Origin of the sequence: Streptomyces sp. NPDC004667 (assembly GCF_040609475.1) — a bacterium.
Lineage (GTDB): Bacteria > Actinomycetota > Actinomycetes > Streptomycetales > Streptomycetaceae > Streptomyces.
In genome coordinates this window covers 21,696-40,758 of sequence record NZ_JBEXKC010000071.1, presented here as the reverse complement: position 1 = coordinate 40,758, position 19,063 = coordinate 21,696, and the positions used below count along the sequence as shown (strand labels likewise).

Sequence of the window (19,063 nt, the reverse complement as noted above, 5' to 3'; positions counted from 1 at the left end):
CGACCTCACCAAGAACGCCTGGACCAACATCGGCGAGACCGCCGACCCCCAGCGCCGCGACTTCACGCTGCTGCAAATCACCGCAGCCAAGTAACGCACTCAACCACCGCTTTTGCCCGCCCAATTGAGACCATGTGGAGTCAATTCAGTCATGAGAAACAGACGTCGCTTAAAACAACGAAGCCGCATTGGCATATCCGGGATCGCCCTCGGTATGGCCCTGAGCATGTTCGGAACGGCCTGGGCGGATTCGGCGGCGGCGGCCGAGGTGGGCCTGCCCGACGACGCGCGCGCCCAGGTCCTCGACGCGTGGCAGCTCGGCGGCCGTGCGGTACGTCAGGAGGCCGAGACGGCACTCGTCGGCGGCAACGCCGAACTCAAGGCCTTCCTCGACACGGGGATGGCCCGCGCCCGCACCGAGGACGAACGCGTCGCCGTCCTGTCGATGCTCAACTACGCCGGCCCCGGTGTAAGGGCAGCGATCCAGGCCGCCCTCTCCGGCACGGACGCGCAACTGCACGCCTTCGTGACGGAGGGCTACAAGGCCCCACTGGCCGACGACCGCAGGGCCGCGGTGCTCACCGTCCTGGGCACGGGCGGCAAGGCGGTCACCCTGGAGGCGAACAAGGCGCTCAACAACGGCTCCGCCGCCGCCCTCGACGCCTTCCTCCAGTCGGGCCAGTACAAGGCGCGCGAGGAAGACCAGGGTGTCGAGGCCCTCACCCTGCTCAACGGCGCCGGGCCGAACCTGACCGAGGCCGTCAACCGGGCCCTCGACGGGACGCCGGCCGACATCACACGCCTGCTGGAGAAGGACCAATACCTGGCACGGGCGCGCGACCAGGAATCACTGACGATCAGTCAGCTGGTGGATCAGGCCGAGAGCGCCGGACGCCGTGCCCTCGAAGCGAAGGTCGCCGCCAAGGAGGCCGCCGAACGGGCCGAGTCGGCCTCCGCCGAGGCGAAGAAAGCGGCCTTGAAGGCGGCAGAGGAGAGCGCCAACGCCCAGGCGGATTCGGTCAAGGCGTCCCGTGCCGCCGGACGCGCGGCGGACGCCGCCCAAGGCGCCGCCGATGCCGCCCGAACGGCGATCTCGGCCTCCCGTACGGCGATCTCCGCCGCGCAGACGGCGGCCAGCGCAGCCCAGGCCGCGGCCGGTGCGGCGGCAGCCGCGTCGAAGGCGTCCGTGCGCGCCTTCACCGCAGCGTCCGCGGCCTCCAAGGACGCGAGCAAGGCGGGCGCGGCCAGCGAAGCCGCCAAGACCGCCCGCGACACGGCAAAGTTGGCCCGCCGGGCCGCCGACGCGGCCAAGTCCGCCGCCGACGCCGGCGTATCGGCCCAGGAGTCGGGCAACGCGGCAGCACGCGCGGGGCGAAACGCTGCGAACTCCGCCGAGGCGGCAGCAGACGCCGCCGAGGCCTCGGGCGTCTCCCAGGCGCAGGCCGAGCGCGCGAGGAGGGCGGCGGAGCTCGCCCGGTCCGCCGCCAACACCGCAACGGCCGCAGCCAACCGAGCGGCGACCCTCGCCGGCCGGGCCGCGGCCGCGGCTCGCGAGGCAGGGACCGCCGCCAGCAGCGCGGCTGTACACGCCGACGCCTCGGCGGCGGCGGCCGAGGACGCGGCCGCGCACGCCGGACAGGCGGTGGAGTGGGCCAACAAGGCCACGGCGAACGCCAATGCGGCCATCGCCGCCGCCGCGGAAGCGGGCAGCGCGGTCGAGAAGGCCAAGGGCATCGCCGAGCTCGCCCGCGACACGGAAGCCGCCCAGCTCGGCGAAGAGCGTGCTCTGGCCATCGAGGTGGCCAAGGAGCTCAAGGCACAAGAGAGTCAGTACCAGGCCCTGGCCCAGAAGCTCCAGGGGCAGGAGCAGTCGGCGACCAAGGAGACCCAGGACCTGCTGGCCCGGGCGAAGGCCGAGACCGATTCCGCCAAGGCCGCCGCGCTCGGCCGCAAGGCCGCGCTCAACCTGATGGACTCGGCGGGAGTCTGGACGCGGCAGGCGGCACAAGAGGCGCTGACCACCGGCGACCAGGGTGTCGTCGACTGGGCGAAGACCGGATACACGAAGGCGGCGGGACTCGACGACCGGGAGAAGGTCCTCACGCTGGCCAAGCAGAACAGGGTCGTACTCTCGGAGGCCGCACAGAAGACCCTGGAGAGCAGCGACCCCAAGGCCGTCAGCAACTTCCTGGTCCAAGGCGCCATGGACGTCCAATTGGACGACTACCGGGCGGCTGTGCTGCAGACCCTGAACGGCGCCGGCAAGGCCGTCACCGCCGGCGCCGGCGCGGCGCTCGACAACGGCAGCGTCCAGGCTCTGCACAAGTTCCTGCTCGTCGACTACTCGACCGCGAAGACCGAGGACGACCGCGCGGCGACACTGACCGCGCTGAACGGCGCGGGGCCCAACGTGGAGGCCGCGGCCCAGGCCGCCCTCGAGGGCCCGCAGTGGATGGTGCAGCAGTTCGTCAACTACGCCTACTACAAGGCGCAAGAGGCGGATCGCGACACCGCGACCCATGTGGAGTCCATCAACACACAGATCAACTCGGCGGCGCGCATCGCCGCCAACGCCTACAAGGACGCCGCCGAGGCGGCCGAGGCGGCCGCCCAAGCGCGGCAGGCTGCGACGGAGGCCCAGGGATGGGCCTCGAAGGCCGCCAAGTCGGCGCAGGACGCGAAGCTGTACGCGAACCAGGCGGCTGCCTCGTCCGCGTCCGCAGACAAGTCCGCCGCGGACGCGAAGGCCTCGGCCAACACCGCGGCGTCCGCAGCGGCGTCCGCACGCACCTCGAGCCGTCAAGCCAACTACTCCGCCAACCAGGCCACGGCCTCGGCCCGGGCCGCAGTGGCCTCGGCCGACAGCGCAAAGGCCTCCGCGACCCGCGCGTACGCATCCGCGCAGGCTGCCGGCAAGAGCGCCGGCGAGGCGAAAGCGGCGGCTGTCGAGGCCAAGCAGTTCGCTGAGCAGCTGCGCAGTAACGAGATCACTGCCGAGGCCGCGAAGGCCGCGGAGCAGGCTCGGCAGAACAAGGCGAACAATGTCGATCCGGCCAACACCGCGGCGAACGACACCGTCAACCCCGGCGAATACAAGGACGAAGCCCAGGCGTCCGCCGCGGAGACGGCCACGACCATGGCGAAGATCAGCGCCGGCTTGGGAGCGGCCGCGCTCGCCACGGCATTCGTACCGGGGCTTCAGCCCCTGGCGGCCGCGCTGGGCGGGGCTTCGCTGGTCTTCGCGGGGATCAGCACCCTGTACAACGCCAAGGCATATGGCTGGAGGAGCAAGCAGGTGGTCGTCGGGGTCGCCGGTATGGCTCTGAGCATCGGTCTCGGCAGCGTGGGGAGTCTGGCGAGCTCCATGGCTTCCACCAACGTCGGTAAGGCCACGGTCAGCGGGATCAACAACGCGACTTCGGCCATCGTAGGCTGGTTCACAGCGTAGGACGATCCAATGGATTGGCGGCGAGGGACAACCTCGCCGCCAATCCGCCGTGAGAGAGGCTTCTTCCTGCCTCCGTGGACGAAAGAGTAACGGTGCTAGAGAAAAGCTCTCCCTTGTGGTGGGTATTCGCGGCGGCCAGCGTGGCGCTCTATCTCGCGACGTTGTTCCCGGGAATGGCCAGCAAAGGGCAGAAGATCTTCGTGTCCTGCGGTCCGATCGCGGGGTTCATCGCCGTCATGGCTTATACCATGAATTACAAGTGGCCCATCACTGAACTGCTCCCCGTCTACTGCGCGATCAACCTGGCCATCGTGACGGGCTTCCTCGGGCACGGGAAGGCACTTCGCGCGTACATGGCCGAACGGGCGGAGAACCCGAACCTGCCCGAGGACGGAACGGCCACCCCGTGGGCCCTCCAAATAGCCTTCACCCTACCCGCCTTTCTCGGCGCCGCCTTCTGGTACGTGAGCAACTGATTCTCCGGCCGACCTGCCGGCTGCGCGCACGCTCGCAGGGATGTCCCGCGTACCGGCCAGGCCGGAACTACTGTGTGGCTTTCACCCGGGGAGACCGTAAGTGCACAACACTTCACCATCGACTGCAGATTATCGATGATCAATCATGGTTGATTTTCGTCAGGTTCCCCGTACGGTCCTGCCACATCGGGGGAACCCACGCCCGAACGGAGCGGTCGACGAAACCGAGCACGCGGTCTGAAACCACACCCCGGCACCGCACCAGAGATTCCCGGACCTTGCGCTGTTCTCCAACGCAGCCAGGAGTCCGGGAACGGCGGCCGCAGGGAGCATCCCGCGTATGTGTCATCGGGGAGACCACGCTGTACGACAAGGGCGCCGCCAGCCCCAGGGCGGTGATGACCGCCAGTGACGAGAACATGGAGGCCAGGAAGCTGGGATCCGGCAGCAATTACGTCGACGTGCGGATGGTCATGCACGCCAGCAATCCCTTCTGCGACGGCGTGCTCGGGTTCAAGGGGGGCATCGACGGCGCGTTCACCATGAACCTGACCACTAGCGGCAACTGGACCATCCGCTCCGGCAAGCACCGCCCGGTGCCGAACCGCCACATCTTCATCACCGACGGCGGAGAGGTCACCGACGTCTACAAGGCGAAGTACAAGGACCTGATGTGCCTGATCGGCTCGCTCATGTGCCCGGAGCCGGACCTGGCCGCTTACTACGGCAGCTTCTGACCCCTGCCGAAGCGAGGGAGAAAGCGATCACGAGGGCGCGGCGGGGCCCCACTGCGCGAGCAGCGTCCCGGCGATGAGGGAGAGAACGCGGATGGGCATCACGTCTACGGACGAGCGATCCACTCTCCACGGGACGGGCGCGCTCGTCTTCGGGCTGTTGGGGCTGACCTGCCTGGTCGTGGCGAAGTGGACTGGGCCTGGTTTCTCGGTCATTTTCGGCGCCCTCGGCATCACCATCGGCGGGATCGGACTGGGCTCCAAGGACGCCGCGCGCGTGCGGTGCATCGTGGGCATCGCCGCCGGGGCCGTCGCATTCCTGTTCCCGGTCGTGCTGCTCCTGCTCATGTTCAGCTGACCCGCCCACGGCATCGCTGCGCCGACGCCCGGGTTGGCGCAGCGATGCCGGCGCGGACAAGCCGCACAGAGCTGTCACGGGTGCCCTAGTACCAGCAGTCCCTCCTGGCGACGTGGCCGGTGTCTGTCGACCGGAGACGTCAGCCCGCTCCGGCTCGCTCCGTGCAGAACCGTTCCATCGCCGAGTTTCCCCGGAAGAACGGCACCAGGACGGCGGCTCTGGCCCCCGGATCGCCGCGCGTGTCCACCACGTCGAGGCCGCCCGGCCAGCCAGCTCCACCCGAGCGCCCCCGGCCACGCCACTGTCCGCACAGCCTCAGGCAGACGGCCCCACACCCGAGACCAAGACCTCCAGCGCCCCCAAGCCCCGTGGATGAGAAGCATCGCTTCCGTGGCAGTGGAGGCCATGAGGGGTGCACCACCCCACGACAGGGGGAGCCGCCCCAGGCACCGCTTCCGTCTGTCAGTAGCAGACCTGCCTTGTGGTGGCTTACCAGGAGGCTCCTCGTCTGCTGCTGGTACAGCACCCAACTAATACGAGGGCGAGTCCGGCTCCTTGGAGGGGCTGGTCCAAAGATAGTACGAATCGTGGTGATCGGGAGGGCTGCGGACTCGGTGGTCAGCGGATGGACTGGATCCAGCGCCAGCCGCCCTCCCCGATGGTTATGGACGGGCCGAACCCGGAGCCCGTGGCGTCGCCCGGCAGGAAGGTCAGGTTGCCGGTGTTGTCGCCCTGGGGCGCCGTGATGAGCAGCAGGTCGGCGCGACGGTCACCGTTGGTGTCGCCGACGGTTCCGGCCAGCGGGTGGGTGTCCCGAGGGGCGGAACCGAGGGCGGTGGGCGCCGGGAGCGCCTGCGCCCCCTTCGAGAGGTACTGCCGCAGCTGCCCGTCCGAGGCGCGCGCCCACAGGTCCGCGCGGCCGTCCCGGTCCACGTCGCCGGGAGCCAGGATCTCGGGCAGGTCGGCGGGCTTCCACTCCGCCCCGCCCAGAACCACGGCGTCACGGGTCAGGGCCGGGTTGGTACCGACGGTGCCGCGGTGCAGGTACAGGCCGTTGACACTGCGGCCCGCGACGTCCGGCTGCCCGTCCCCATCGACATCACCGACGGCGAGGACGGTGGCGTGCGCCCAGCCCTTGGGCCGTTCACCCATGGGGACGCGCTCACCGAGGTTGCCGAGGCCGATGTTGGGGTACACCCACAGCTCGTCCCCGATCCGGGCGACGACGTCCTCGCGGCCGTCGCCGGTCCAGTCACCGCGGTGGCTCACGTCGGCACCGGCGAACCCGCTCGTCCCGATGACCCGGTGCGGGGCGAACCGGCCGTTCCCGAGACCCGGATAGAGCCGCAGTGAGCCGTCTTCCTGAACCGCGAGCAGGTCTGGTGTGCCGTCGCCCGTGAGATCCCCGTCCACCGGCGTCCGAGTCTGGAACGAGGCCGCCGAGCGGACCATCAAGTGGTCCTTGACCTTGGTGAAGCCGGTCTCCAGCGTCTCGCTGCGCAGGTCCCGGAAGTCCTGGCGGGTGAAGAAGGTGAAGTCGAACTTCGAGACGTACTTCGTGCCGGTCTCGTTGTCGACCAAGGTCGGCTCGCCGGTGCGGCACTCCGCGGCGCCGGCTGCCTTGCACGCGGCCGTGAAGTACTGCTGGTCGGTGCCGTCCGCCTCGGCCAGGGACAGGGATCCGGGCCGACCCGCGTACACCGGGTCCATGTGCGCGTAGCCGGGACGGGCGTTGAAGTCGCCGGCCAGGATCACCGGCAGTCCGTTCGCCCATGTGTCGATTCGCGCCATCAGTGCCGGGGTGTCGTTCTGCGCGGCGTCGTCGCGCCGCAGGTGGGTGCCGCAGGCAAGGACGGCACGCCCGTCCACGGGGGCCTTGGCACAGACCACCGAGCGTTTCTCCCCGGTGGAGCCCGGCGGGGTGAGCTCCGCAGACATCCCGCTGACCTCGCTCTGCGGGGCCCGCACCAGCAGCGCCTGACCGAAGCTCTTGTCGTCCCCCCACTTCGCGCATCCGTCGGCAGTCTGGGTGCTGGTCCACACACCGGTGTAGCCGGGCAGCACCTGCCTTAGCCGGTCGTACTGGCCCTTGCACATCTCCTGGAGCATCACCACGTCGGCGTCCCAGCCGGACACGTGCCCCTGCAGGCCGTCCGCCCACGAGGCGAGTGACATCTCGCTGCGGCACTTCTCGGCATACGCGCCGCAGACGTTGTATGAGATCGTCCGCACCGGCGGCGTCCCGGGCGGCGCCGGCGCCGATACGACGGGCGTCACCGGCAGCGCTGCGAAGGCCGCGGCCACCGTGATCAGCCCCCCTGCCGCCCAAGCGACGAGTCTCTCTTTCCTGCTCACAGTTCTCACTCTCAGGGTGCTTTCTTGTCGTGCCGCCTGCTCCGGACCAGCTGGTAAACGCCGCCCGCGGCTGAGAGGGCCTGCCCGCCCCCGCTAGGGGACGTGTGCGGGCAGGCAGCCGGGGTGGACCGCCGCCGGGTCAGAGCGTGGCGGTGAGGGCGACGGAGCCCAGGGGGGTGGCGGCGATGCCCTGGATCGTGGGCACGGTGACCGGGTTCGTGAAGAGGCGACCGGGGTTGCTCCAGGAGGTGTACACCACGCGGTTGTCGCTGGTGGTGAAGGCGAAATCGACCTCATGGGGGAAGCCGGCGGCGCCCACGGACTTGACCGTGATGTTGCCGAGGTGGGCGGTCAGCTCCGAGAAGGTGCCCCAGACGCCGTTGCCCTGGCGGGTGGTGTGGTACTGGCGGGTTCCGTTGTCCGTAGCGATGACGACGTGAGCGGTGCTGCCACTGCCGGCCATGGCCACGGAGCTGATCGGGCCCGTGGCGCCGGCAATACCTGCGACGTCGCCCCAGATGGTCCAGGCGCCGCCGGTGTTGCGCAGCGTGTGGTATGTCTTGCCGCCACTGATGGCGACGACCTGGAGCTCGCCACCGGTGTTCGCCGTGGCGATGGAGGTCACGTTGCTCATGGGGCTGGTGACGGCGGCGACGTCACCGAAGGGGGCCCAGGTGCCGTTGGCACGGCGCAGGCTGTGGAAGACCTTGCCGTTGGAGACCGCGACCACCTGGATCTCGGTACCCGTCGAGACGGCGGACACCTGGCTGACGTTGGGCAGGACGCCGGCCTCTGCACCGACGTCGCCGAAGTTCAGCCAGGCGCCGTCCGCCTTGCGGATCGTGTGGTATATGTGGCCGTTGGTGCCGAGCGCCACCACGTGGGTGTCGCCGTCGATGCCGGCGACAGTGGCCGTGCGGATGCCTCCGACGTTCCCCGCCTTGGACTGGACGTCGGTGAAGCCGGTCCAGGAGCCGTCGGCCAGGCGGATGCCCTGGTAGAGGGAGGTGCCCGCCTGTACGACGGCCTCGGTCTTCCAGCCGGGGGTCAGCGAGCGGACCTCGGCGGTCCAGGCGCTCAGGTTGTCGGCCCGCGCCGAGATGGCACCGGTGCGGGTATCGGTGGCGGGGGCGCCGAGGCAGCCTCCCTGCCAGGAACGACTGTTGACGCCGACAAGCTGACCGGCCGAGTTGAACAGCGGACCGCCAGTGTCGCCCTTGCAGATGACGTCGGCGCCCTTGCCCGTGATGGTGAGGGTGCTGGTGTCGGAGGCGTTGGTGGTGAAGGTGCCGGTGTGGAACTTGTCCGGGACCCACTCGGTCTTTGTCCGTCCAAACCCGACCGAGGTCAGGTCGGTGCCGGCGGTGGGGGCCGCGGGAGCGATCCTGGCCCCCGGGAGATTGAAGGCGGCGGTGGCCAGGCGGCCCAGGGCCAGGTCGCGGTCAGTGCGGGGTGCGAGGTCGACGACCTCGACGGCCGTACCGTCGGCGAGCGTGGCGATGGACTTCAGTGCCGGCTTACCGGCCGGTACCGGCGTACCGGGAGTGGTGGCAAAGCAACTGGCCGCCGTGATGATCCAGTTGTCGTCGAGCAGGGTCGCCGTGCAGGCCCGGGAGTTGGCCTCGTCTCCGATGTTCAGCTTCACGACGGACTTGTACTGGGTGGCCGGGGCATCATGACCGGACAGGGCCGTGGCGGGAGCCGCCGAGACGAGGCCTGCAGCGACCGCGGCGGCGGAGACGAGCAAAGCGATGCCGCGAGCTGCCCGACTCAAGGACTGTACGGATTGCAGAGACTTCATTTCACATCCTGGGAGCAGGGTTCGGGGACGGATGACGGCTCGTTGATGCCGTCGACCTGTGTGGTACGTGATACGAGGCGGTTGGTGTCGTCCGCCTACTGGGCGGTGCGGATCTCCACGAGAATGAAGTCCCGGCCCTCCGCATCGGCGCTCTCGCCGACTCCGGTCCAGGAGTTCTTCTTGATCTCGAACGTCTTCTCTTCTTCGCCGACGGTCATGTCGACCTGCGTGGCGTAGTTGTTGCCCTTGATGGCGTGGACGGCCGGGACCTCCAGGGTGAGGTAACCCTTGATGCCGGTAACCTTGAAGCAGATCTCGGCCCCGTCCGAGCGCGACCAGACCCTGAGCAGCTCGCCGGCGGTGCCGCAGTCGGCGAGGACGATGTGACCGTCACCGCGCTTGAGGGTGATCTTCCGCTCCTCAAGGATCTTGTCGGCGTTGGGGTAGCCGAAGTCCTCGACCGCGTAGCCCGGTCCTTCGTCGGCTACCGCCTTCAGCGCGACGGCGTTCGCGTCGGACCCAACCGGCCGGTGATCTCGCCGCCCGCGACCGCCACCCAGGCCAGGGCACCCGCGCCGATGGCCTCCCCCACCGTGCGGAGGAGTTTCTTGCGTGTCTTCATCTCTGCCCCAAGTCATTGGTTCCGGCACATGCCGTGCCTGAATAGGTCATACGGGCGTGAAGGCTTACGCCTGGCAAAAGACGAGTGCCTCGACAACGGATCAACTTCCCTCGGAGGCCTCCTCGCTTTCGGCGCCGATCCTAACCGATCGCCTGCCACACAAATCAAGCCCCAGAAACGCCATATGACGTTTGATCAGTTTCGTTGCTCGCGCACGCCGATTCACTGGCACCTCGAAGCCGTGATTTAGGTCACACGAACGAAGAGATGAGGCCGAGCGGGATCACATGTTCCATAGCAAATGTCCGGAATCTTGCGCATGCGGTCGCCACTTAGGGTGCATCGGACAACCTTCGCAGCAACCATGGTTGATTTGACGTCAACTTACGTATAGTCAAAGCTGCATGTCGCACGTAGGGTGGCGGTGCGCTCCCGATCAAGCCTTGTCACGCTTTCCATTCCGGTAAATGAAGCGCACCTCAACCCTGCTGTCCTGGACCAGGTCGCCCTCTTATGCGGCTAGCCAGGCGCCGAAAGCTAAGGACCGTTTTGGGCACCACTTATTGGAGCAGACGGCGTATTCTCGGCGCCATCGCGGCCACCACGGCCGTCGTCACCACTTCCAGCCTTGTACTCAACCCCGTGACAGCCCTGGCCGACCGCCCCCGGCGGGAGGCGGCGACACGGGTGATCTGTTCCTGCTGCCGGACACGGAACGGGCCAAGGTCGTCAAGGCGTAGATGCTTGCAGGGAAGGCCGTGCGGTCCGCCGCCGCGGCGGCGTTGACCGGCTCCGACGCCGACGTGCAGAACTTCCTGGCCGTCAAGCTCGCCTCGGCGACGTCCGAGGACAACCGCGTCGCGCTCGCAGCTGCCATTGCGCGCGGCGGCAAGGGGCACCCGCCAGGAGGCGAATGCCGCGCTGAACGCCGGTGACTCCGCCATCGCCGCGTACCTGGAGGGCGGCTTCAAGCCCGGCATCGTTGAGGACCTCCGGGTGGCCACCACCACCGTGATGGCCACGGAAGGCAAGGGGGTGAACCGGGCCGGCAATGACGCACTCAACGCCGGCACCCAGGCCGCGCTGGAGCAGTTCCTCATGGAAGGCCAGCACACCGCCCGGCTGCAGGACATGCACGCCGAAGTCAGCAAGATGACGGTGCAGGCGGTTCCAGAGCTGCAGAGGTACGCCGACCGGTCCCTGTCCGGCACGTCAACCGACATTGCTGGTTTCTCTACATCGGACAGCACATCGCCTGGGCCCGGGATCAGGAGACCTCGAAGATCGAGGAACTCGTCGCCCTCGTCGAACGCGAGGGAACGAAGGCCGACGCGCGGACGAAGGAGGCCGAGGAGGCCTCGGTCCGTGCCTCGGAGGCGTCGGCCAGGGCAAAGGAGGCTGCGGACAAGGACGTCTACGAGGCGGCGGCCGCACGGAACGACATGGCGAAGGCCGCCAGCGCGGCCCGCAGAGCCGGCGAAGCAGCCAAGGCGGCAGCCGATTCGTCGAGGATGGCCATCGTCGCTTCCCACGCCGCCATTCAGACGGCCCGCCGCGCCTCCTACTCCGCTGCGGCAGCGCACCAGGCCGCGGTTGGTCGCCGGCTCCGCCGCGACGGATGCGTACAACGCCGCCAGGGTCGCGGGCATGCAGCCAAGACGGGGCGGGAAGTCGCGGAATCGGCGCTCAGGGCTGCCTCCGCCGCATCGCAGGCAGCGGCCAGCGCGCAGGCAGCTTCCGACATAGCCCCGTTCGGAAGCAGCGGAGGCCCGACGGCAGGCGCAGATCGCGAGTGCGAACGCACGGATCGCCACCTACGCCGCCAGGTCGGCGTAGGCCCTGGCCAACGCCGCGGCGACTGCGGCGCGCGCCTCCCGGGATGCCGCGGACCGCGCGGCCGATCACGCGGACAAAGCCGCGGACGCCGCCAAATGGGCCGCTACGTACGCAGGCCAGGCAGTCAACTACGCGAACAAGCCCACCACCTTCGCCAATGAGGGCACCGCGGCCGCCAACGCCGCCACCGAAGCCGTTACCCAAGCGGTCGAGGCGGAGAGGGCCGCTCGTGAGGCAGCGTGGCAGCGTCTGGACCAGGAGACGCAGCGGGCCGTCGAGGACATGCGTGTGATCTTGCAAATCGAAGCCCGGGAAAGGGCGGAGGCCGAGCTCAAGCGGACCCAGGCCGAACGGACTGCCCAGGCCACGAAGGACCTCATCGGCCAAGCCGAAGCGGCCCTGAGGGCTGGCAACCTGGCCGGCGCCGCTCCCCCACTGCGCCCCACATGTCTTCCCCACCCGGACGCATCCTCTGCCGACCAGCATTCGCCGAACCTCCGAACACCGGACGACAACCAATCAGTTCCCTGGCCAGAGGGGATTTTTGGCGGGCTGATGAGCGTCTGGCGCATGTGGCCGGAACCCTGGTGAACGGGTCCGGGCAGCCGCAAGCGACTGCCCGGACGTGCGAGCGGACGTCATCGGAGGAAGGAAAGGCGGCTATCCGGTCGCGTCTGTGCGGCTCTCGCGTGCGCGGTCCTCGCGAGAGCGCCTGGCGATGGATTCGATGAGGGCGATGATGGGCTGCGCGGTATCCTCTGGTACGTCGGCCAGCGCCCGTGCGGCGTAGTCGACGACACCGAGACCAGAGGCGGGGGACCCGGCCGAACCGCTCTTCATCAGGCGCTGGATGTCTTGTTCTTGACGGGTGACGGTTTGCTGTAGCAATTCTTTATGGATCTGCTGAAGTACTCGGTCCAAGGCCTGGGCGGGCTCGGCGACGAGGAAATCGATGCTCTCACCGAAGAAGCCGGCAATCCCGGCCGCGTGGTCGAGGTTCGGCGCCTTCCCAGCCCTGATCATCTTGTCGAGCCACTGAGTACTCGTCCCGGCGGCCACCGCAATTTCCGCCAGCGAGTACGGGCGACGCTGTCCGTCGGGGGAGGTGCGCAGCCGAGTGGAGCGAAGGAAGACGATACGGGCGACTACCCGTCGGTGCCGCTCCTCCACGGGCTCCGCCTCACCGCCGTCGCCCTGCGGCAGAGGCCCGCCGCGCAGCAGCGCGTGTACGTCTGCCGCGGGCAGCCCCGAGGTGTACGACAGGCCGCCCTCCCCTTCCACTCGGAGCACGTCCTCGCGTTCCAGGCCGGCAGGCTCAAGCAGGGAGATGATGTCCTGAGCGGTTCGGGCGGGATCCGCTGCATGTCCCTCGTTCAATTCCGTTCCCCTGCTCCGTGCTATTGGCAGCCGTTCGGCCTACTTGAACTCAAAAATAACGACCTCGGCTGCACCTGGGCAACCAAGGAGCAGGGCGTCATCCTGTACCCACGCTCGTGCGTGACCGAGGCACGAGCGTCCGCCAGCTCCACCTGAGGGCAGGGGACGACGGGTCACGGCCCGAGAAGCAGCCCAGCCTTCTGAGGGAACTGGTTGACCAGCAAGGACAGCATCAGCTGCGCCTTCTGGAAGGTGCCTGGTTCGCGTGCGCCCTTGAGCGAGAAGCAACGCCCGAAGGTCGCCGGCTTCTCATGGTGTCGGCCTTCTGCTGAAGTCAGGTATCGGGTCGCGGAAAGCACCTGGCCAGCGCCAGTGCTCCCTCCCGGCCGGAGGGCCGTTCCGCATCGCGCTCGCTGGTGTCGCGTACGGGGCGGGATGTGAGGCAGGCCGGTTCAGCATCAGTGGGTGAACAGCAACGGACTCAGAAGTCTCCTGATGTCCCAGCCGCCGGAGTATCGCCGAGCTACGGAAGGACCGGGCTCATCCCTGTTCGACCACTTCTCGGGAGATCACTACGGGCGGACCGACCAGCCGCAGGACCTGTGATGCCCTTCGGAGCACGCCTCGGACTCAAGCATTCCGGTCCAATGTCCTGGCGGACGCCGCGGATGTCACCGACGTACTGGCCGCACCGCCCAAGCCGCTCGACGCGGACGAGTACCCCCACGTGCCCGAGCCGTGCGTGCTCACCCCCGAGCAGGTCACCGAACACCCCGACCACCTGGAACCTCCCGAGGAGTTGAAGCAGCAGATCACCGACCTCGCGCCTTGGCGGGCGGCGGGCACTGCGGCCGACCCGAAGGAGCTCTACAACGACGCGCTGTCCCACACCCCCGGCTGGAAGATCGGCGGCTGAGCCCCCTGGGGACTCACCGATCCCATGCCGCAGTTCTGTGCGGCCTGCAATACCGGGATGACGCCGCTGCTGACCATCGCCTCGTCCAAATGACACCGCCACAGCACGAGCTGGATCCCCTACGAGGACCGCGCACGCGAGAGCCGCACAGACGCGACCGGATAGCCGCCTTTCCTTCCTCCGATGACGTCCGCTCGCACGTCCGGGCAGTCGCGTGCGGCTGCCCGGACCCGTTCACCAGGGCTCCGGCCGCATGCGCCAGACGCTCATCAGCCCGCCAAAAATCCCCTCTGGCCAGGGACTATGTCAGCCCGGATCTGGTTGCTTACGCGCATTCGACTGGTTAGGGTCACAGGCGCGGGGTTGGTCATGCCGGCCCGTTCTGCGGGAGCGTGTGTGGGGACATACGCATCGAGGAGACACGAACTGATTGGTTGTCGTGCGGTGTTCGGAGGTTCGGCGAATGCTGGTCGGCAGAGGATGCGTCCGGGTGGGGAAGACATGTGGGGCGCAGTGGGGGATTCACGCGCGATGAAGCGTCATCGGGACGAGCTGTTCGCAGGGGTGCGCTGCCCGGCCGGGCTGGATCCGCAGAAGCTGTTCCAGGCGATCTGCACCCATCTCACCGAGAGCAGCGACCGCGAGGTCCGTCTCATGCTGGAACCGTTCCCTCCGAAGACAGTCAGCGGGCTCTGGCTGGACCTAGGCGATCACGAAGTGATCGTGGTGGAGCAGAACACCCTACCCATGCATCAGATGGTGATATTAGGGCACGAGTTGTGGCATCGCGAAGAACGCCGGTCCGGCCGGTCCACCAGGCTTGATGGTGATATCGAGGGAGCCGCGGCCGCCTCCGCACGCATGCTCGGGAACCGGTGGACAGTCGGTGACGCGGTGAGACACGTGGCGGCGCGCACCGACTACAGCGCGGCCGAGGAACGGCGGGCGGAGAGGTTCGGCCGCCTGCTGGCGGCGAAGTTCCGCCCCTTCCTCCTCGGCAACCGCGGCAACACGCCCCCCGACGAGCCACTCGGGCGCATCTGGGCATCGCTGGAGCGCTGATGACACCCCAAGGCGCCCCGAATTACTACATCCCCGCCGCCGTGCTCGGCATCGCCATACTGGCGAAAACACCCGCTCTGGTACGGGGATGGCGCAGCCCCACAGTCCGGACGGTGAATGTTCTGCTGTTCCTTCCCTGCGTCGGCTACTTCCTCGCCTCGACACCGACCATCAGGGCCGTCAACCGGATCACCGGTATCAGCAACCTCTCCGCCCTGCTCGTCTACTGCATCCTCACGGCCTATGCCTGTACGTGTCTCGTGTTGCTCGAGTACTGGAAAGGAGGATCGGGATACCGCGACAGTAGGCGCCGACGTGTGCGGACATGGAAGATCGGCTGCTGCGCGGTAATCGTGGCAATGGTGGGACTCTTCGCGCTGGGCGACGTCCCGGTGGAACGGGTGCACGACTTCGATACTTACTACGCCGCGACCCCGTTCATCACCGAAATGCTTCTGCTCTACCTGCTCACGTACGTCGCTGCTGCCGCTGCCATGACCGTCGTGTGCTGGAACTGGATCGTCAGCATCGACCGGAAGACCGAGCACGAGCCGAAGACGACGGTCGACAGGTCCTTGCGGGTCGGTCTACTCGTGCTGGTGCTCGCCTCCATGGCCAACATCATCTTCGGCCTGTTCAAGCTGACTGCCATCGGCGCCCGCTGGGCGGGCCGGGACTGGGACGCATTGAGCACCGGCCTCTCCCCATTCATGTCGGTCAGCGGAGTGGTCGTCAGCCTCGGGCTGCTCGTGCCGGCCTACGGGACCGGCCTGATCGACCGGGTGTGGAACCCGCTACTGGCCATCGCCGCGCTTCGACCGCTGTGGCGTCTGGTCCGACTGTCCGGGCCCGCCCCCGGGAACGCGATGCTCTTCACGCCGGCCTGGTACACCGGCCCCGAGCAGATCCTGCTCTACCGGATGACCACCATCCACGACTGGATGCTCGAACTGTGCGCCCACTGCGAGGAGGGGGTACGGGAGCTGGCGTACCGCGAGGCAAAGGGAAACGGGGCCTCGGAGCGCCAGGCCGTGGCTGCGGGCCTCGCCGCCATGTTCACGGTGGCGGCTGACGGCCGTGCGCACCAGCCGCCGTCGGAGGCCGAGCAGAGCATGCTCGTGGTGGCCGCCTTGAAGGCGGCCGAGGCGGAGGACCCCGACCTGCTGGTATCGATCTCCCGAGCCCTGGAGACTGCCTGACACCGTGAGGGCCGGTCAGGTGAGGATGCTGAGCATTGCCTTCACGGTCCAGCCGCCGCGGGACCGGCCAAGGCCGTGATCGTCGGGTTCGGCCTGGCGGCCGCCCCGCCAGAACACGGCCTGGTGGGCGGCCGTGCGCCAGATCTGCATCAGGCAGTACTGATACGTGCGTCCGTCTTCTGCTCGTGCCCCCGCCCGTATCAGCAGCGGCTCACGGGTCCCCGCCAACGGCTCGGTGAAGGAACCGCGTTCACCGTTGAACAGCCACTACTGGCGCATCCCGTACGACCCGCTGGTGACACTCCGTCCCCTCTCCACGCCACGCCGTCGAGTCTCAGCCGTACTCACCGTGACGGCCGCCGTCGCGTTCGGGTCGTGGGTGCTGTGGCCGGTCCACGACTCATCATGCGTCGTCTACTCCGGGTCCTACGTCCCCATGGATGCGCCGAAGGCCGAGGTCGACGCCGCCGTGCAGCGGCGCTACGACAAGGCCCTCGCCGACGGGGCGTGCGGGCCCGAGCGGGCGCGCTTCCACAACTGGACCAGGTGAGACCGGTCCTGGCGTCATCCCTGGTTCCTCCGGCTTCGGTGATCAGGCGGGTGGCTGTCTTGTCGTGGGCGGCCTTGACATCCTCCGCTGATCGGGGAAGGCATCCGGTAGGACAGACGCCCCCTCAAAACCTCAGCGTGATCCCGCTCGGCGGACCTATGCGGTCACCGCACCAGACGTACCGTAATCCTCGGTCACGATGCCGTCAGGCCGGAACTGCAGGGAGGAAACGCGCCCCCACGAGATCGCTGGCCGCTGCTTCCCATGGAAGTTCCTCAGGGCCCTCACGTCGGCTGATTCGCAGCCGCCAACGGCCGGGCGATGACAGGTTCGGTCCCTTGTCCGGGCCCCACGTCGCTTTGATCCACGAAGAAGCGCGCCGTGGGCAAGTCCAGCGAAATGCAGACCTGATCAAGCCAGTACCCGTCATCGATCTCAGCGGATCCGTCCCACCCCTCGACCCGGAGCCGCGCCTTGCAGATCGTGTTGTCAGACGTCTCCAGGAACACCGAGCCGGAACTGGCGTGGACCCAGTCGTCATGGCAGGCGGTTCGGCAGTCCTTCGCCCGCACACGCTTCGTCCACCAGACCGAACATGCCATCCCCGATGTATACGTCTTGCTGCATGGCGATCGACATCAATGCCATCCGGATTTCCTCCTGTCGACGAGAAGGCGAACAGGCGAACCTACTCGGTTACAGCACTGGCCGGTCGGCCGGGTCCGCCGCCAGTTCGTCGCGCCAGTGCACGGACCTGCGCGGGCTCAGGACCGTCTACGCCGCGGCGGGCAGGGGCAGCAGCTGGAACTGGCGCAGGGCCCCGGCCTCCGCGTCCCGTCCGTGCCACGCTGCGAGGTCGGCTGCGGTGCCGGGTGCCGGGTCCGGCTGGTGGCGGGCTGCGTCGAGCAGTCCGCGGACGGCTCGGGGCTCCGCCCTGCTGGTCCGCATCCGCAGGTCGAGGGGCCCGTCGGCCGTCAGGTCCACCGGCTCGCCCCGGCCGGCCTGCTCCAGCGCCCGGGCGATCTCCGGGTAGCCGTCGATGCCGGTCTCCGACGCCAGTCGGGCGAGCTGCGCCGCCACCGCGGAGCGAAACCGCTCCGGCGGGGTCCGGTCCACGAGGGCGCCGAGGTCGAAGTCGCGTACGACGGCGACCGGGTGCCGCGCCTGCAACACCTCGTTGAGGACCGGCAGCAGCAATGCGCCGGCCAGTGGCGCCGCCGCGCCGTCCGCCGGGTCCCAGTTGATGCCGTGCTCCGCCGTCAGGCCTGTCGGCAGCCGCGCGTAGGCGGCCGTCGAGCCGGGCCAGGGATCGACGCCGATCCGCTGCCACTGCTGTCCGCCGGGTCCGAGCGAGGGCTGCCCGTTGGGGCCGGTCACGTAGTCCTCGCGCGGCGATTCGATCCGGTGGCCCGCCTCCGGCCGCTCGGTGCCCTCCTCGACGACGGTCACGTGCACCTCGTGCCCCTGCTTGGCCAGCCGCACCACCCGGGTCTGCCGCGCCTGTTCCCGGCTGCGCGGCCCACCGGTCGCGGGCACGGATCCCAGCCGGTCCAGCAGCTCCCCGGGGTCGATGCCCGCCACGAACACGACGTCCGGCTGCACGGGCGGTGCGAGTGCGGGTCCGAAGAATCCGCCGCTTCCGAAGGTGATGACGGTGTACGCCCCGTCGGGCTGCGGCCGGGGGCCCCGGCGGAGCTCGGGTCGGCGACGACCGTCCCGCCGCCGTCTCAGATCAGCCGGCCCTCGTGGGCCAGGGGTGTCCGCCCGCCGAGGGGCAGGCCGTTCTCCAGGGCCGAGGCGAAGTCGGAGAGGACGTGCCACAGCCCCGGCCAGGGGGTGAAGGTCGAACCCGTCTCGTCGAAGTACCGGCCTACCCGCCCGTGGTTCGGGCCGGGGCGGGTGGCCAGGAAGACTCCGTCGGAGGACGGCCAGCCGATGCCCAGGGTGATCAGCAGCCGTTCGTGTGGCCAGTAGGCGTACTCGTCGAGCTCCTCCTCGTCGGGCTCGGCCTCCTCCTCGGCAACGTCCTCCCCGACCTTGTGCAGGAACTCTGCGCTCCAGGCGGTGGCCCGTAGTAGTCGAGCCGGAGCGTTCCGTGCTGGAACTCCACGCCGTCGGGCCGCAGCAGCGATTCCCTCGGGTCGGGCGGAAACGTCACCCCCAGCCGGAGTTCGGCCGCCGCTATGTCCGCCAGGGAGGACTCTTCGACGGTGGACGTGATCATGCCCAACACCCTAGGCGCGGGAACGCAGTGGTGGAGCCGGTCCGGTGCGCTCGCGTTCGCCCGCGGCCTCGGGTGATCGGGGCCGTTCCCGCGTGTGCCGTGGGG

Annotated in this window: 17 protein-coding genes and 1 pseudogene; 9 read left to right on the top strand and 9 right to left on the bottom strand. The window is 68.7% G+C overall.

Annotated elements, in window-relative coordinates; genetic code table 11:
• Window positions 1-226 precede the first annotated feature (226 nt).
• From ABZW32_RS30355 to ABZW32_RS30340, 4 genes are all read left to right on the top strand, one after another.
• On the top strand, window positions 227-3,448 hold the full coding sequence (locus ABZW32_RS30355) for an ALF repeat-containing protein (protein WP_356221910.1): 3,222 nt from the start codon (window positions 227-229) through the stop codon (window positions 3,446-3,448).
• Window positions 3,449-3,522: 74 nt separating this feature from the next.
• Complete coding sequence (locus ABZW32_RS30350; protein WP_356221908.1) at window positions 3,523-3,924, top strand: hypothetical protein; 402 nt, start codon at window positions 3,523-3,525, stop codon at window positions 3,922-3,924.
• Between the two features lie 398 nt (window positions 3,925-4,322).
• Window positions 4,323-4,661: a hypothetical protein gene (locus ABZW32_RS30345; protein ID WP_356221905.1), complete on the top strand. Its 339-nt coding sequence runs from the start codon at window positions 4,323-4,325 to the stop codon at window positions 4,659-4,661.
• Window positions 4,662-4,752: 91 nt separating this feature from the next.
• A complete protein-coding gene (locus tag ABZW32_RS30340; RefSeq protein WP_356221903.1) occupies window positions 4,753-5,016 on the top strand; it encodes a hypothetical protein in 264 nt (87 codons plus the stop codon).
• Window positions 5,017-5,634: 618 nt separating this feature from the next.
• Here the strand turns inward: ABZW32_RS30340 and ABZW32_RS30335 are convergent.
• The 3 genes from ABZW32_RS30335 to ABZW32_RS30325 all read right to left on the bottom strand — a co-directional run bounded on the left by ABZW32_RS30335 (window position 5,635) and on the right by ABZW32_RS30325 (window position 9,810).
• The gene (locus tag ABZW32_RS30335; RefSeq protein ID WP_356221900.1) at window positions 5,635-7,248 is read right to left on the bottom strand and encodes an FG-GAP-like repeat-containing protein; all 1,614 of its coding nucleotides are present in this window, start codon (window positions 7,246-7,248) and stop codon (window positions 5,635-5,637) included.
• Between the two features lie 262 nt (window positions 7,249-7,510).
• Entirely contained in the window at window positions 7,511-9,145 is a 1,635-nt protein-coding gene (locus ABZW32_RS30330) for a trypsin-like serine protease (RefSeq protein WP_356221897.1), read from the bottom strand.
• Between the two features lie 122 nt (window positions 9,146-9,267).
• Complete coding sequence (locus tag ABZW32_RS30325) at window positions 9,268-9,810, bottom strand: hypothetical protein (RefSeq protein WP_356221895.1); 543 nt, start codon at window positions 9,808-9,810, stop codon at window positions 9,268-9,270.
• A 724-nt stretch (window positions 9,811-10,534) separates the two neighbouring features.
• Here ABZW32_RS30325 and ABZW32_RS30320 point away from each other — a divergent pair.
• Together ABZW32_RS30320 and ABZW32_RS30315 are read left to right on the top strand one after the other, a co-directional pair.
• Window positions 10,535-10,729: a hypothetical protein gene (locus tag ABZW32_RS30320; protein WP_356221892.1), complete on the top strand. Its 195-nt coding sequence runs from the start codon at window positions 10,535-10,537 to the stop codon at window positions 10,727-10,729.
• Window positions 10,730-10,790: 61 nt separating this feature from the next.
• Window positions 10,791-10,901, top strand: a pseudogene (locus ABZW32_RS30315) (ALF repeat-containing protein); the annotation flags it as partial.
• Between the two features lie 160 nt (window positions 10,902-11,061).
• On the opposite strand, the gene ABZW32_RS30310 reads toward ABZW32_RS30315, so the two are convergent.
• Window positions 11,062-11,202, bottom strand: a complete 141-nt coding sequence (locus tag ABZW32_RS30310) for a hypothetical protein (RefSeq protein ID WP_356221913.1) — start codon at window positions 11,200-11,202, stop codon at window positions 11,062-11,064.
• A gap of 1,088 nt (window positions 11,203-12,290) precedes the next feature.
• Window positions 12,291-13,007, bottom strand: a complete 717-nt coding sequence (locus ABZW32_RS30305; protein ID WP_356221890.1) for a hypothetical protein — start codon at window positions 13,005-13,007, stop codon at window positions 12,291-12,293.
• Window positions 13,008-13,734: 727 nt separating this feature from the next.
• Between ABZW32_RS30305 and ABZW32_RS30300 the strand changes: the two genes are divergently transcribed.
• The 3 genes from ABZW32_RS30300 (at window position 13,735) to ABZW32_RS30290 (ending at window position 16,184) form a co-directional block, all read left to right on the top strand.
• Window positions 13,735-13,923, top strand: coding sequence for a hypothetical protein (locus tag ABZW32_RS30300; RefSeq protein WP_356221888.1), 189 nt, complete (start codon window positions 13,735-13,737; stop codon window positions 13,921-13,923).
• 531 nt (window positions 13,924-14,454) lie between these two features.
• The gene (locus ABZW32_RS30295) at window positions 14,455-14,985 is read left to right on the top strand and encodes a toxin-antitoxin system, toxin component (protein WP_356221885.1); all 531 of its coding nucleotides are present in this window, start codon (window positions 14,455-14,457) and stop codon (window positions 14,983-14,985) included.
• 113 nt (window positions 14,986-15,098) lie between these two features.
• Window positions 15,099-16,184, top strand: coding sequence for a DUF6545 domain-containing protein (locus ABZW32_RS30290; RefSeq protein WP_356221883.1), 1,086 nt, complete (start codon window positions 15,099-15,101; stop codon window positions 16,182-16,184).
• 15 nt (window positions 16,185-16,199) lie between these two features.
• Here the strand turns inward: ABZW32_RS30290 and ABZW32_RS30285 are convergent, their stop codons facing one another.
• The 4 genes from ABZW32_RS30285 to ABZW32_RS30270 all read right to left on the bottom strand — a co-directional run bounded on the left by ABZW32_RS30285 (window position 16,200) and on the right by ABZW32_RS30270 (window position 18,958).
• On the bottom strand, window positions 16,200-16,334 hold the full coding sequence (locus ABZW32_RS30285; RefSeq protein ID WP_356221880.1) for a hypothetical protein: 135 nt from the start codon (window positions 16,332-16,334) through the stop codon (window positions 16,200-16,202).
• 684 nt (window positions 16,335-17,018) lie between these two features.
• Window positions 17,019-17,306 carry a hypothetical protein gene (locus tag ABZW32_RS30280; RefSeq protein ID WP_356221877.1) on the bottom strand — a complete coding sequence of 96 codons (288 nt, stop codon included), beginning with the start codon at window positions 17,304-17,306 and terminating at the stop codon, window positions 17,019-17,021.
• 202 nt (window positions 17,307-17,508) lie between these two features.
• The gene (locus ABZW32_RS30275; RefSeq protein WP_356221874.1) at window positions 17,509-18,336 is read right to left on the bottom strand and encodes a hypothetical protein; all 828 of its coding nucleotides are present in this window, start codon (window positions 18,334-18,336) and stop codon (window positions 17,509-17,511) included.
• Between the two features lie 346 nt (window positions 18,337-18,682).
• Window positions 18,683-18,958 carry a hypothetical protein gene (locus ABZW32_RS30270; RefSeq protein ID WP_356221871.1) on the bottom strand — a complete coding sequence of 92 codons (276 nt, stop codon included), beginning with the start codon at window positions 18,956-18,958 and terminating at the stop codon, window positions 18,683-18,685.
• Window positions 18,959-19,063: the final 105 nt, after the last annotated feature.